Here is a 13398-nt window from a genome sequence, read left to right on the forward strand (position 1 = left end):
GAGCGTTGTGAAGGTGCCCTTCCTTCGTCTCACCTGCTGCGGAAGAGGTGGCGGTAGTCGGCCGGGGTGGTGTCGAGGCGGCGGCGGAAGTGGTGGCGCAGCGTCGCCGAGTCGCCGAAGCCCGCGCGGGTCGCCACCGACTCGACGCTCAGGTCGGTCTCCTCCAGCAGCCGCCGGGCCAGCAGCAGTCGCTGATGGGTGAGCCAGTCGTGCGGCGTCGCCCCGGTCTCCGCCCGGAACCGGCGCGCGAAAGTGCGCGGGGCCATGTGCGTACGCGCCGCGAGGTCGTCCACGGTCAGCGGCTCGTCCAGGTGCGTGACCAGCCACTCCAGCAGCGGCTGCAGGGTGTCGCAGTCCACCTGCTCCGGGATCGGCGCCTCGATGAACTGCGACTGCCCGCCTGCCCGGTGCGGCGGCACCACCATCCGCCGGGCCAGCTTCGTCGCCACCGCCGCCCCCTGCACCTGCCGCACCAGATGCAGGCACGCGTCGATCCCCGCCGCGGTCCCCGCGCTGGTGATCACGCGCCCGTCCTGCACGTACAGCTCGTTCGGCGACACCAGCGCCGTCGGATACCGCTCGGCCAGCAACGCCGCGTGCTTCCAGTGCGTCGTGCACCGCCGCCCGTCCAGCAGCCCCGCCTGCCCCAGCAGGAACGCCCCCGAACACACCGACAGGATCCACGCGCCCCGCTCGGCGGCCGCCACCAGCGCCTCCACCGCCGCCGGCGGCACCGCCGACGTCAGCGGATGAGCAGGCACGGCCACCAGATCAGCCGTGGCCAGCGGCCCCAGATCCGCATCCGGCACGATCCCGAACCCCGACCGCGTACGGATCGGCGCACCGTCCGGACTGCACACCGCGAACTCGTACGACGGAAACCCGTCCGCGCTCCGATCGGTCCCGAACACCTCGCACAACACCCCGAGCTCGAACGGCGCGATCTCGTCCAACCCCAGCACGGCCACCCGATACAGCGACATGTGACTCACGCTACTCGATGAATGGCAGAAATTCGAGGCACCCTGGCATCCCTGCCACTGTCCCACCCGAACCGGACACGAGACACTTAATTCACACCGGTGCGCACCACCCCAAACCACTCCGAAACGGTGAGGCCGTCATGGGACAGTTCATCTTCCTACTAGCGTTCCTACTGGTCACCGGCGTCGCAGGCCAGCTCGGGATGATCGTCACCAATTCCGACCCCGACGTGCGCCAGAGGCCCTTCATCCGGCAGTCTTGACCACATGGGCTGGTACGACGCGGACATAGACCGTGTGATCATCACTGAAGAGGAACTCCGCGGTAAGACCGCCGAGCTCGCCAAGCAGGTCGCCGCCGACTACGCGTCGGTAGACGGCCTGCTTCTCGTATGCGTCCTCAAGGGCGCGGTCATGTTCATGGCCGACTTCTCCCGCGAACTCGGCAAGATCGGCGGCCCCCCCGTCGAACTCGAGTTCATGGCAGTCTCCTCCTACGGCCAGGGCACCACGTCCTCCGGCGTCGTACGCATCCTCAAGGACCTCGACCGCGACATCGCCGGCAAGCACGTGATCGTCGTCGAGGACATCGTCGACTCGGGCCTCACCCTCTCCTGGCTGCTCAAGTACCTGGAGTCGCGCTCGGCGAAGTCGGTCGACGTCGTTGCTCTGTTCCGGAAGCCTGAAGCGATCAAGGTGCCGGTGCCGGTCAAGTACGTCGGGTTCGACATTCCTACGGAGTTCGTCGTCGGCTACGGGCTGGACTACTCGGAGCGGTATCGCGAGGTGCCGTACGTGGGGATTCTCAAGCCTGAGGTCTATCAGCGCTGATTCGTGCGCTTCGTGCGCTTCGTGCGTGGTTGCGCTCCGCAGGGGGTGCCGCCGGGTTCGCTGGGGGCCGCCAAAACCGGGCGGCCCTTTTACGCTCACTCCGGCGGCACCCCCTGCTCCGCTCCGGTAGGAGTGGTCGCGGTGGGTGGGGTTCATGCGGGTTTTCTATGTTCTGCCAAGTCAGTTACGCCCCACACTCGGCTACTACCTAGCCCCACAGTCCCCACCCGTGTCTTGAAGGACCGTCATGTGGGGCGTTACTCGTAGGGCGCAAGCGAGCCACCGTGCTCTCCCCGGGAGCCGTCTACGGGGTACGTGGGTGATGCGGTGACCGCTGTCGCTTATCCGTAATTTGTGGAGCTTTCTGTACGTGTCGTGCGGAGCGGGGTAGGGGTCGGGGGCGCGTAAAGGGCCGCCCGCTCTTGGCGGCCCAGCGCCCCCGACCCCTACCCCGCGGAGCGCCCCCGTCCCCACCCCCCAAACCATCCCCTCAGCCGTAAGCGAACACAGGTGTCATTTGTCCCGTATGCGGGGGACCTGAGCTGAGAAAACGCTGAACGTTGTGCGATGGGGACCACGCATCAGCCAACCGAAGGTTTCTACGGTGTACCGTCGACTAACCGGGCCGCGCCCGGTGAGCTGACCGCCTCTATCGATCAGGAGGACACGGGCGCGAACAAAAGCGTCCGGTAACAGCATGGAGCGTACGCGTTTCTTCCGCCGGCCGATCTTCTGGATCTTCATCGTGGCCATCGGCGCGATCCTGCTCAGCCAGCTCTTCACCAGCGGCCCGAGCTACCAGCCCGTGGACACCTCGGTCGCGCTCGCCCAGCTCAACCAGGCTGGCCCGAACGCGATCAAGGAAGTGCAGATCCGGGACAAGGAGCAGACGCTCCGGATCGATCTGGCCAATAAAGCCAAGTTCGACGACGTCGAGACTGACAAGATCGAGGCCCAGTACCCGGCCGACGCCGGGCTGGAGATCTTCAACCAGGTGAACGCGGCCAAGGCCGCGGGCAAGATCTCCGGGCCGTTCGACACCGAGGTCACCGAGGAGTCGGTGTTCCTGTCGCTGCTGGTGAGCCTGCTGCCGATCGCCGTACTGGTGATCCTGCTGCTGCTGTTCATGTCGCAGATGCAGGGCGGCGGCTCGCGGGTGCTGAACTTCGGCAAGTCGAAGGCGAAGCTCGTCAGCAAGGACACCCCGAAGACCACCTTCGCGGACGTGGCCGGCTCCGACGAGGCCGTCGAGGAGCTGCACGAGATCAAGGACTTCCTGCAGAACCCGGCGAAGTACCAGGCGCTCGGCGCCAAGATCCCGAAGGGTGTGCTGCTGTTCGGCCCGCCCGGAACGGGTAAGACGCTGCTGGCCCGCGCCGTCGCCGGCGAGGCCGGGGTGCCGTTCTACTCGATCTCGGGTTCCGACTTCGTCGAGATGTTCGTGGGTGTCGGCGCCTCGCGGGTCCGTGACCTGTTCGAGCAGGCGAAGGCGAACGCTCCGGCGATCGTCTTCGTCGACGAGATCGACGCCGTCGGCCGCCACCGCGGCGCCGGCATGGGCGGCGGTCACGACGAGCGCGAGCAGACCCTGAACCAGCTGCTGGTCGAGATGGACGGCTTCGACGCGAAGGGCGGCGTCATCATGATCGCCGCGACCAACCGTCCCGACATCCTCGACCCGGCGCTGCTGCGCCCGGGCCGCTTCGACCGCCAGATCGCGGTGGACACCCCCGACATGGTCGGCCGTAAGGCGATCCTGCGGGTCCACGGCAAGGGCAAGCCGTTCACGCCGGACGTGGACCTGGACGCGGTGGCGCGGCGTACGCCGGGCTTCACCGGCGCCGACCTGGCCAACGTGATCAACGAGGCCGCGCTGCTGACCGCGCGTCAGGACAAGCGCGCCATCACCAACGAGTCGCTGGAGGAGTCGATCGACCGTGTGGTCGCCGGCCCGCAGCGGCGCACCCGGGTGATGTCGGACCACGAGAAGAAGATCACCGCGTACCACGAGGGCGGCCACGCCCTGGTGGCCTGGGCGCTGCCGCACAGCGCGCCGGTGCACAAGGTGACCATCCTGTCGCGCAGCCGCTCGCTGGGTCACACGCTGGTGCTGCCCACCGAGGACAAGTACACCCAGACCCGTGCCGAGATGATCGACACCCTGGCGTACGCGCTGGGCGGCCGGGCGGCCGAGGAGCTCGTCTTCCACGAGCCCACCACGGGCGCCGGCAACGACATCGAGAAGGCGTCGGCCCTGGCTCGCGCGATGGTCACCCAGTACGGCATGAGCTCGAAGCTCGGCGCGGTCAAGTACGGCACCGCCGGTGACGAGCCGTTCCTGGGCCGCTCCTACGGCCACGAGCGGGACTACTCCGACTCCATCGCCGCCGAGATCGACTCCGAGGTGCGCTCGCTCATCGAGCTGGCCCACGACGAGGCGTACGAGATCCTCGTCGAATACCGCGACGTGCTCGACGCGATCGTGCTGGAGCTGATCGAGAAGGAGACCATCTCGACCGCCGACATGGCGCGCATCTGCGCCCGGGTCGTCAAGCGGCCGCCGATGGCCCCGTTCAACGGGTTCGGCAAGCGCACGCCGTCCACCCAGCCGCCGGTGCTCACCCCGGCCGAGGTGGAGAAGCAGTCGGCGAGCAACGGCCAGGCCACCGACAGCGGCGAGATCACCGTCTCGACGACCGCGGAGGCCACGAACTGAACGGCGAGCAAGAGTTGGACCATCTCGCCGCCCGCCTCGTCGACGGCTCCCTCACCGGTGTTCCGGTGGAGGAGACCGTCGACCTGGCGCGTATAGAGAAGGCAGTCCGGGAGATCCTCCTCGCGCTGGGCGAGGACCCCGACCGCGACGGTCTGCAGAAGACTCCGTCCCGGGTGGCCCGTGCGTACGCCGAGCTGTTCGCGGGCCTGCGGGTGAACCCCGCGGACGTGCTGACCACGACGTTCGAGGCCGACCACGACGAGTTCGTGCTGGTCCGCGACATCTCGATCTTCAGCCTGTGCGAGCACCACCTGCTGCCCTTCCGGGGCGTCGCGCACGTCGGCTACCTGCCCGGCGAGGACGGCCGCATCACCGGCCTGTCGAAGCTGGCCCGGCTGGTCGAGGTGTTCGCGCGCCGCCCGCAGGTGCAGGAACGGCTCACCTCGCAGGTCGCCGACCTGCTCCAGGAGAAGCTCCAGGCCCGTGGCGTCATCGTGGTGCTGGAATGCGAGCACATGTGCATGGAGATGCGCGGCATCCGCAAGGCCGGCGCCCGCACCGTCACCAGTGCCGTACGCGGCATCCTGAAGTCGGACCCGAAGACCCGCGCCGAAGCGATGTCCCTGATCAACTCTCGCTGACTCGCCTGAACAGCGACGCCCGCCTCGCCGCAACCACGGCCGGGCGGGCGTCTTCGCACCCCGAAGCGACTCCGATCACCGAACCGCGTCAGGCGACCATCACAGGACGGCCAGGAGCGCGACGGCCAGCAGCACCGGTGCGATGCAGGCGAACGCGCCGACCGCGGCGGTCCGTGGCCGATCCCGGTAGACGACTCCGACGAGCAGCCAGCCTGCCCCGAAGGCCAGCGGCCCGAGGAGCAACCCGCTCACCGCGGCGAAGAACACCTGCGCGCCGTCGCCGGCCAGGCCGGCAACGGCCAGCTGCACGAGCAGCGCCAGCAGTGCCATCGGCCCGTACACCAGCAGGTTGCGCAGTGTCTGGGAGCCGCTGCCCTCGTCGTCGAGCCGAGCGAGCGCCCCGTCGGCGACCTCGACGTTCGCGCCCACCTGGCGCAGCGCGGCCAGCGCCACCGCCGGGCCGCCGCCGACCGCCTCAGCCGCCGCCAGCAGCTCCGCCGGACCCGGCTGGAGCACCGGCGCGGGAACCCCCGCCCGGCTCGCCGTGTCCAGCAGCCGGGTGGCCTGCATCCCGAGGCGAGCCTGCACGGTCGGCAGCTCGTCCCGGGCCGCCGCCAGCGCCGACGCCTCACCCGCGGCCGAGTCCGCCGCCTCCCGCCGCACCGTGTCCAACCGCTGCGCCGCCCCGAGATACTCCGCCCACGCCGCACTCCGCTCGCTCACGCTTCCTCCTCGCTCATGCGGGTTCCTGGGTCAACGCGGTGAGCACGATGGGCGGATCCGAGGAAGGGTCACGGGCCTGCCAGAGGCGCTGCCGTAGCGCGGCCAGCACCTGGGCGTCGGCATCCGGGTCGGGGAAACGGACCGTCTTCTCGTGCCCGCGCGTCGCGCCCCGCGGGCCGCCCAGGCCGCCCGCCGTGTTCACGACCGCGCAGCCAAGCGGCAAGGTCGCCGCCGCGTCGTTCGTCGCCTCCAGCACGTCCCCGCCGCCTGGCAGCGCGATCCGCACCGGCACCTGCCCGAACAGCGAATCCCGGCGCACGTGCAAAGCCTCGATGCCGCGCACCGTCTGCGAACACAGGATCAGATGCACGCCGTACGCCCGACCGCGCCGGCCGACCGACTCCAGCAGCCCCAGCGCCTCCGCCGCGACCGGATCCGACCCTGTCAACAGCACCGGGAACTCGTCGATCACACAGACCAGCCGGGGCAGCGGCCGCTGCTCGCGCGCCTGTGCGAACCGCTTCACCCCCAACTCCTGCCACAGTTCCTCGCGGCGGCGCAGCTCCTCGTCCAGCTCCCGCAACACCGCCAGCCCTTGCTCGCGATCACAGTCCAGGCCGACCACCCTGGCATGCGGCAGCCACGCCGGATCAGGCTCGGACCCCGTGCTCGGCGCGAACCTGCCGAACGCCTCACCCGGCTTGAAATCCAGCAGGTACAGCGCCAGCTCATCCGGGTCGTAACGGGTGCACAGGCCGTACAGCACGTTCACCAGGAACGCCGACTTGCCGCCGCCGGACCGGCCGCCGACCAGCCAATGCGGCGTCAGATCGGCGAACACCAGCGAGATCGGCGTCTCGCCCGCCAGCCCGGCGGTCGTGGACATGCCCGCCGCCGACGACTCCGCCCACCAGTGATCCGGGTCCGGCAGCAGATCCATCAGGTGCACCTGCCCCGACAGGGCATAACGTTCGGCCAGCTCCCGGCACACCCGAGCCACCAGCTCCGCCGGCGGATCAGCGTCGAGCCGCACCGGCACCGACAGCCCCGGCCAGGTCGCGGTGGGGCTCGGCCCGTCGTCAGCGCGAGCCGACGGTGGCGTGAAAGGCATACCCCCGAGCAGTGCGTACGGGTTGCGCAGCGCGACCTGCGTGCTCATCGGCAGCGGGGTCTGTGCCGACGGCAGCGACGTGTCCGGAGTCAGCGGCGGCGGCGGCCAGCCCGCGACGACCAGGTGCAGCCCCGTCGCCGGCCCCGCCTGCGCCAGCGCCGTGATCCGATTCAGCTCCGCACCCGTCACATCTGAGGGCAGGGCGGCGATCAGCAGCAACATCGTGCAATCCCGGCGACGCGGCCGGGCCGTCGGACGCCGCTGCGCCTCCGGGCGGCTCGGGCGTACCCAATGCTCGGCCTCCGCCAGCACCGCCTGCAACCCGGCCCGGTCAGTGACCGGCGGCGGCATCAGCCCCGCATCGGCCAGCGCCCCGAACGGCGCGAACAGCGCCCCGCCGACCGCATCCACCGCGCGCACCACCAGCGTGCCCGACGGCGCGGTCGCCAGCAGCCGCAGCAGGACCGCCCGCAGCACCCCCGCCACCCGCGGATCCCGCGAGTCGGCGCTGAACGTCAGATGACCCGTACCCAGCAGCGGCAACACCGCCGGGAACTGGGCATCCTCGCCCGGCGCCGCCGTGCCGATCCGGACGAACTCCGGCCGGCGCTGCTCACCCAGCGGCAAACCCGCCGGCACCTCGTCCAGCACGGCCCCCAGCCAGCCCGGCGTCAGCCGCACGGCCGCGTCACGCAGCCGCTGCGCCAGCGCCTGCTGCTCAGCCAGATCCGTGCGCGGCGGCGGAAGATAGGTGTCCAACGCGGACGCCGCCGCCTGAGTCACCGCCGAAGCATGCCGGTGCAGGCTCGCCGCCTGGTCGATCCGCGCGTTCAATCCGGGCACGCCGACACCTCCGCTGCGTCCTCCCCGGGGGAGGGTAGCGCAGAGCGCCCGATACCTGTCGCAACTACGCGGAAGCAACTCCCGTGTAAACCCGACAGTTCATCCGTCGATGCCGGGCTATTCGTCCCTCGACAGGTAGTCGATGAAGCGCGCCCTGATCAGAGGCTCCTGGTCGCCGTAGTCGTGCCCGGTGAACTCCCGCCACAGCGACACCGAGTCGTCGACTGCGGAGCCGATGTCGGCAAGCTCCCGCTCCTCGGTCTCCGGGGAGGTGGGCAGGTGCTTGAACAGGTCCCAGAAGAAGCCGATGTCCAGCTTCTCGCGCGCCTTGGTGAAGGCGCGCTCGCGCAGCTCCTCGGTGGGCAGGGCATCCAGTTCGGCGAAATCGGTCACCCGACCAGGGTACGGGGTGATTCCCGAAGCGGCCTCCCGGCGGTGAACTGTCCGCCTGTCGCGACCTCGTGCGGCCGGGTGGCGCAGGCTATCGTCATCGCGTGTACGAGACCCCGCCGCCGAAGCGGCCGTCGCCCCTCCTCGGCCTGGTGAAGAAGCCGATGATGCTCGCCATCGCCGGAGCCGCCGTGGCCTTGCTGCTGGTCATCTTCTGCTGCTGCGGGTTGTGGCTGTTCGGCAACCTCAACACCGGGTCGGTCTGACCTCGGCGGGTCATCCACAGCGGAATCGCCGGACCCTGTGCGCGGCGTGTCCGCTCGGCTACGCTGCCCGCAAGGTGCGTTGACATGTGCCACTGCTGACGGGGTGGAGCACGGTGGCGAAGCTGCAGTGGATATGGCTTGGGTGGAAGGTTGCCGTGGACATGCGTGCAGCCTTGTTGGAGCAGGTGCTGGCAGCCTTCCAGCCGGGCCGTGAACTCGACGCAGTGCCCTTCGGCAAGCGTGGCCAAACGACGTGAGGATGGGGGGACATAGTGCGGTCGGTGAAGTGGCGAAAAGTTCTGTTGACCTTGGCGATCCTGGTAGCCGTCGCAGGTGTTGCTGGTGTGACAGCCGTCGTTCTTGCATATCACGAGGTTACAAAGATCGACCGGAGCAATCCGAAGATCGTTCTAGATGAGTATCTGCGCGCCGCGTTGGTGGCCAAGGATGAGGTCGGGGTCGATCTCTATGAATGTGCTCACCCCGAGAAGTTGTCCGATTTAAGGGCCATGCGCGCTGATCTTGATCGGCGTGAGAGTGAATTCAACGTGCAGATGTTGGTTAGCTGGGGTGCGATGACCTCAGTCGACAAGTCGGGGACGATGGAATTGGGTACATCGCTGACTGTCACCGCGATGGAGAACGGAGTGGTACAGGGCCGCCAGACGGAACTGTGGTACTTCGAATTGATTGAGGACGATGGTTGGCGAGTCTGTGGCGCAACTAGAAGCTTGACGCCAGCACCGGCGGCGAGTGCCGATAGCTGATTACTCCAACCAGAGTTCCGCCATCGGAACCGCGCGCGTGGCGGGAGCCTGGCCAGTCGCTGCCCACCTATACCAATCGTGTTCCTGCGCGACCCTGACTTGCGGGTTGCCCTCGGGACCCGCGTGGGCTTCTGTCACTGCCCTCAAGCCCCGCTGCTCCCCGTCGGCGCTGGTCTGCACAAGCCGCCGTCCTGTCAGTTGACCACTGGACTGAGCGGCAACAGTTTCCGCAGGAATCGCGACACGCGTAGGTGGGGCATCAAGCGACACCAGCAGTAGTCCTTCAGTGATCGGGGCGCTCTCGGCCGACGTGCTGATGGTTTCCACCCAGACCCGCTCTACGGGCACCAGAGCTGCGAAAACCTCGACACGCTCCCGTTCGGCGCGATACCACTCTGCCTCTGCCAGAACCGGAATGAGACTGCGAGCGCCCTGCCGTATCAGCGTGTCTCCACGCAGACCGGTGCGCCACCCGTGGCCAGGTAGGCCGATCATCACGCGCGCACCACGGAGTACACCGCCACTGCTTATGACGGTCAGGGCGGGCACCGGAACGATGGGAGCCGGCGGTGTGCGCCATTCGGCCGCCCAAGCTGCGAAGTCTGCCTCGGTCATGCCGAGTCGTTCCCCCTTCCTAATGCGGCACCCTTGCTCGCCATGAACGGCACTGGGTCGATTGCGCCGCGGTTGGAGCGGTCGCCATCGAGGTGAACTTGGAAGTGCAGGTGCGGCCCGCTCGAGTGGCCGCTGGTGCCTACGTATCCGATGACCTGGCCAGCGCCGACCCGTTCGCCGACATGAACCAGAGGCCGGCTGACCATGTGGCAGTAGCGTGTGATCACCTGGCCTGCGTGCAGTATGTCAACGAACCATCCGCAACCAGGTGTGGACGGTGAGCCGTCCCGGTCGCAGTTGCCCACATCGCATTTGCTGACGATGACGACGCCTGCTGAGGCTGCTCGGATCGGTGTGTGGCGAGAGGCGCCGAGGTCAACGCCATTGTGGCTGGGCCTTTCGCGAGTGCGGAACCCCGACCACACCCCCGCCCCCACTGGAGCCGTCCATCCGGAGGCCGCGATCTGGCCGAATTCAGCGCACTTCAACTGGTTGCCGACCACGACAGCCCGCGCCGCACCGTCCGTGAGCTCATTGACGATGCGCGTTGCCGTCGGCTCGTGCTTGGCGTAGGCATTCGGATAAGCGCTGATCTGCACCCGCTGCGCGGCGACAGTGAGTGGAAGCGTCTCCCAACCCTTGAGCTTGACCAGCTTGTTGTAGAACTTCGTCGACGAGTAGGCGGGATCCATGATCTGCTCCGGAGTGCCCCATCCCTGGCTTGGTCGCTGCTGAAACAGTCCCAGTGAATCATGGTCGTTGCGGTCGCCAAGATGGCCATGATTGGTGAGGCTGCTTTCCTGCATCGCGGTCGCCACCGCGATTACCCAGCCTCGTGGGGGCACCTTGAGCTGCTGGCCGGTCTTGATGATGATAGCGGCGTTACGGATCTTGTCCTCGCCATATGGTCCGATCCTCGGGAACTGACCAGTAACACTGATGGTCTTGGTGCTGCCACAGCCAAGCGCATTGCTCAACGATGAGTTGTTCGTGGCGAGGTCGCCGAAAATGACCGCAGTCACGGCACCGCCGCAGCACAGCAAACCCAGGGCCGCAGTAACGGAGACGACGATCCCCGGCCGCAGGAACCGGCGCCCCTTGTCGCGTAGAGGAGGGGTGAGCGACGGGAGGCTGCTCATACCCGCTCCCAGTCGATACCGTCCACCAGCCATCGGCCTTGCGCAGCCACAAGACGCAAGCGCAGCAGACCTGCGTCGATCGGGATGACAACCTCTACGAATGCGTCCGCGAGGGCCTCCATGCGGGCTGGTCCGGTGATCCTGTTTGCGGGAACACCGGCGGGGTCCACACCATCAAGTTCGGCGACAAGTGTTTCTGTACTGTGCGGCCGCAAGGCGTCGAGCCATGCGTCGGCGTTCCGATCGTGTTTGATCCACTGTTGGGCGAACTTGGTTGCCACAGAGAGGGCTTGTGGGCCGTTACTCGCCTTCATGGGACTCGGAGTCGGGTCAAGCTGGATCAAACCGTCGTCGCCCTCGTGCGGGTCGACGGCGCTAGGGGCAGCGACCGGCGGTTGGACAGATGAGGTCTCCGGCGGAGCGGCGTCGCCTAACAACTTGCCGAGGGCGACGATCACTGCGACCACTCCGGCCAGCCCGAGCGCCACCACGGTGCGGGGCCGTAGAGGGATTCGGGACAGCATGACTAGCTCCGTTCCGCCCAAGTTTCGGAGCGGCGCGACTCGGTCGTTCGCGACGGCTCAGAAGCAGGTTCCGTCCGTGCCTCCGCGCGAGTGTTCGCCTGGTGAGGCACAGAGGCAGGCCGGTAAACGGCGTAGGCCGGTGATGAATCGGGAACATCAGGCGAACGCCAAGCCTCCGCACGTACTGGGTCGGCACCACCGCGTGCCTCGGCGCGGACGACTGAGGCGGGGTCCTCCGCGTTGACCGAGAGTTCCGGCCGTGCCTCCGGCACGGTTGTGCTGCTCGTGCTTCCAGGCGCGACTACGGTAGCCGGCATCCGATCGTTTGAGGAGGACGCTGTCGCCGGTGCGGCGGGCCTGGCGGTGAGAAGCGAGGTGCCGCTGCTGCCACCGCCAAGTTGGGTGATCCGACGGTACGGCCGCAGCAGCATCCAGCCCACTGCTCCGCACAGAAGCACCAAGGTCACCTGAAGCCATCCCGCCAACGATGACGTGCTCATGATCAGGTCGACGGCGAATAGATAGACGGCAGCGCCCGTCCCGAATATGAGCACGTTGAACAGGGCCGCCAAGACCGAGTTGACGAGCCGGCGCAATCCGGCGCTAGCGGGACGGAGAAGACCGACGGTGCCGAGAGCTGGCGCGGCTACGACGGCCCAACGAATGATGAGGAAGCCGAGCAACACAAGTAGCGAAGCGACGACATCGAAGGCCGCGTAGCAGACAGCGGAGAGAATGGCGACGAAGCCGGCACCGATGCGCTCCATACCCTTTGTTCCACGAAGATACTCGTATGCCTCTGGATCCTCCGTTTTGATCTGTTCTGCGACCTTCATCCAATCACTCTGCTTGGCGCGGATGATGCCGTCGCGCCGGGCGGGATCGTCCTGGATAGCCGCGACGTCCTGCCAGGAGAGGGATTTCGCTCGGTAGAGTGCTGGCCCGTACTTCTTGGCAGTCTCGCTGTCGGCGGATCCCAGGGCCCCGCGAAGCCAGTTTCGGTAGAGCAGAGCGTCCACGGCTGTGTCGCCTGCTCGTACTGCAGGTGGGCGATGGTCTTCGCAGGCTGCGGGATCAGGAAGACTGCAGGATTCACTGGTGATCGCTTGAGGGCCAACAGCGTCGTGGACAACGCTCAGGACGCTCACCAGCGTGCCGTCGGCGGCCTTCGCCGACTGGACAGGCCAACTCGCGATTGCGGTGACTCCCACCATGACCAAGAGAGCCCATCCGACAGTGGTCAACGCCATGGACATCTGCGCCTGGCGGGAGCGCCACAGCAGGTACACGCCGATCACTGCGAGCGTGATGACACCGAATACGCTGAATACTTGCTTGTACAGTGCTGTAGTGGCCTTTTCGACCAGCGGATCAGCCCAGCCCCACATCTCGTCAGGAGCCCAAGCGCGTTCCCGTAATGCATTCGCCACACCAACGATCCCGGCAGCGAGCATGAACTCGCCGTTAGCGATGGTGTTCTCTAGCTTGTAATCGGGGTGCATCACGGTCTGGACGCAGTTGATGTCATAGGTCGTGTAGTCATAACCCGCGTAGCCGTATGTGCTGTACCGCAGGCCGATTCCGGTGCCGTTGTCCCACGTAGGCTTACTGACGAACCAGCCTCCGAGCCCGGAGTCTGGGGCGGCGGGGTTCGGCGCGCTGACGCATTGCACGCGCGCGGCGCTGACCTCCTGGAGACGCTTGATGCACTCGTCGAGCCCGCGTGCTGTCCACTCCTCCAGCGAGCACAGCTTGTCTCCTGGGGCGGCCGCCGCAGAAGCAGCAGGCGCGGCCTGGACGGGCGCGCCGAAGAGCGTCCCCAGCGCCAGCACCATCGTGGCGAGGGTCG

13 protein-coding genes are annotated in these 13398 nt (G+C 67.5%); 6 read left to right on the top strand and 7 right to left on the bottom strand.

Annotation, left to right across the window (positions count from 1 at the left end; genetic code table 11):
- Nucleotides 1–29 precede the first annotated feature (29 nt).
- Nucleotides 30–983 (bottom strand): helix-turn-helix domain-containing protein, encoded by a 954-nt coding sequence (locus AB0B35_RS31285; RefSeq protein WP_361052201.1) that lies wholly within the window; start codon nucleotides 981–983, stop codon nucleotides 30–32.
- Nucleotides 984–1250: 267 nt separating this feature from the next.
- Here AB0B35_RS31285 and hpt point away from each other — a divergent pair, with 267 nt between their 5' ends.
- The 3 genes from hpt (at nucleotide 1251) to folE (ending at nucleotide 5171) form a co-directional block, all read left to right on the top strand.
- Nucleotides 1251–1814, top strand: coding sequence for a hypoxanthine phosphoribosyltransferase (hpt, locus tag AB0B35_RS31290; RefSeq protein WP_360523952.1), 564 nt, complete (start codon nucleotides 1251–1253; stop codon nucleotides 1812–1814).
- A 697-nt stretch (nucleotides 1815–2511) separates the two neighbouring features.
- Complete coding sequence (ftsH, locus tag AB0B35_RS31295) at nucleotides 2512–4530, top strand: ATP-dependent zinc metalloprotease FtsH (protein WP_360523955.1); 2019 nt, start codon at nucleotides 2512–2514, stop codon at nucleotides 4528–4530.
- Nucleotides 4531–4544: 14 nt separating this feature from the next.
- The gene (folE, locus tag AB0B35_RS31300; RefSeq protein ID WP_361052205.1) at nucleotides 4545–5171 is read left to right on the top strand and encodes a GTP cyclohydrolase I FolE; all 627 of its coding nucleotides are present in this window, start codon (nucleotides 4545–4547) and stop codon (nucleotides 5169–5171) included.
- A 99-nt stretch (nucleotides 5172–5270) separates the two neighbouring features.
- On the opposite strand, the gene AB0B35_RS31305 is transcribed toward folE, so the two are convergent.
- The 3 genes from AB0B35_RS31305 to AB0B35_RS31315 form a co-directional block, all read right to left on the bottom strand.
- A complete protein-coding gene (locus AB0B35_RS31305; RefSeq protein WP_361052208.1) occupies nucleotides 5271–5894 on the bottom strand; it encodes a hypothetical protein in 624 nt (207 codons plus the stop codon).
- A gap of 13 nt (nucleotides 5895–5907) precedes the next feature.
- Complete coding sequence (locus AB0B35_RS31310) at nucleotides 5908–7848, bottom strand: FtsK/SpoIIIE domain-containing protein (RefSeq protein WP_361052211.1); 1941 nt, start codon at nucleotides 7846–7848, stop codon at nucleotides 5908–5910.
- Between the two features lie 117 nt (nucleotides 7849–7965).
- On the bottom strand, nucleotides 7966–8241 hold the full coding sequence (locus tag AB0B35_RS31315; RefSeq protein WP_361052214.1) for a hypothetical protein: 276 nt from the start codon (nucleotides 8239–8241) through the stop codon (nucleotides 7966–7968).
- A 101-nt stretch (nucleotides 8242–8342) separates the two neighbouring features.
- Here AB0B35_RS31315 and AB0B35_RS31320 point away from each other — a divergent pair, with 101 nt between their 5' ends.
- From AB0B35_RS31320 to AB0B35_RS31330, 3 genes are all read left to right on the top strand, one after another.
- Complete coding sequence (locus tag AB0B35_RS31320) at nucleotides 8343–8504, top strand: hypothetical protein (RefSeq protein ID WP_155369439.1); 162 nt, start codon at nucleotides 8343–8345, stop codon at nucleotides 8502–8504.
- A gap of 113 nt (nucleotides 8505–8617) precedes the next feature.
- Complete coding sequence (locus tag AB0B35_RS31325; protein ID WP_361052217.1) at nucleotides 8618–8761, top strand: hypothetical protein; 144 nt, start codon at nucleotides 8618–8620, stop codon at nucleotides 8759–8761.
- A 24-nt stretch (nucleotides 8762–8785) separates the two neighbouring features.
- Complete coding sequence (locus tag AB0B35_RS31330) at nucleotides 8786–9271, top strand: hypothetical protein (RefSeq protein ID WP_361052220.1); 486 nt, start codon at nucleotides 8786–8788, stop codon at nucleotides 9269–9271.
- A gap of 611 nt (nucleotides 9272–9882) precedes the next feature.
- Here the strand turns inward: AB0B35_RS31330 and AB0B35_RS31335 are convergent.
- The 3 genes from AB0B35_RS31335 to AB0B35_RS31345 are packed head-to-tail and all read right to left on the bottom strand — an operon-like array spanning nucleotide 9883 to nucleotide 13384.
- On the bottom strand, nucleotides 9883–11025 hold the full coding sequence (locus tag AB0B35_RS31335; RefSeq protein WP_361052223.1) for a M23 family metallopeptidase: 1143 nt from the start codon (nucleotides 11023–11025) through the stop codon (nucleotides 9883–9885).
- The gene (locus AB0B35_RS31340; protein ID WP_361052226.1) at nucleotides 11022–11549 is read right to left on the bottom strand and encodes a hypothetical protein; all 528 of its coding nucleotides are present in this window, start codon (nucleotides 11547–11549) and stop codon (nucleotides 11022–11024) included. The genes AB0B35_RS31335 and AB0B35_RS31340 overlap by 4 nt, the downstream gene beginning before the upstream one ends.
- 2 nt (nucleotides 11550–11551) lie before the next feature.
- Nucleotides 11552–13384 (bottom strand): MFS transporter, encoded by a 1833-nt coding sequence (locus AB0B35_RS31345; protein WP_361052312.1) that lies wholly within the window; start codon nucleotides 13382–13384, stop codon nucleotides 11552–11554.
- Nucleotides 13385–13398 lie beyond the last annotated feature (14 nt).

It is taken from the genome of Catellatospora sp. NPDC049133, from assembly GCF_040648455.1.
GTDB classification, from domain to species: Bacteria; Actinomycetota; Actinomycetes; order Mycobacteriales; family Micromonosporaceae; genus Catellatospora; species Catellatospora aurea.

What these genes read in the sequence shown, in the direction of transcription:
- AB0B35_RS31285 (WP_361052201.1), bottom strand. Translation starts at nt 983, where the DNA reads ATGTCGCTGTATCGGGTGGCCGTGCTGGGGTTGGACGAGATCGCGCCG.
- AB0B35_RS31340 (WP_361052226.1), bottom strand. Translation starts at nt 11,549, where the DNA reads ATGCTGTCCCGAATCCCTCTACGGCCCCGCACCGTGGTGGCGCTCGGG.
- ftsH (WP_360523955.1), top strand. Translation starts at nt 2,512, where the DNA reads ATGGAGCGTACGCGTTTCTTCCGCCGGCCGATCTTCTGGATCTTCATC.
- AB0B35_RS31345 (WP_361052312.1), bottom strand. Translation starts at nt 13,384, where the DNA reads ATGGTGCTGGCGCTGGGGACGCTCTTCGGCGCGCCCGTCCAGGCCGCG.
- hpt (WP_360523952.1), top strand. Translation starts at nt 1,251, where the DNA reads ATGGGCTGGTACGACGCGGACATAGACCGTGTGATCATCACTGAAGAG.
- AB0B35_RS31335 (WP_361052223.1), bottom strand. Translation starts at nt 11,025, where the DNA reads ATGAGCAGCCTCCCGTCGCTCACCCCTCCTCTACGCGACAAGGGGCGC.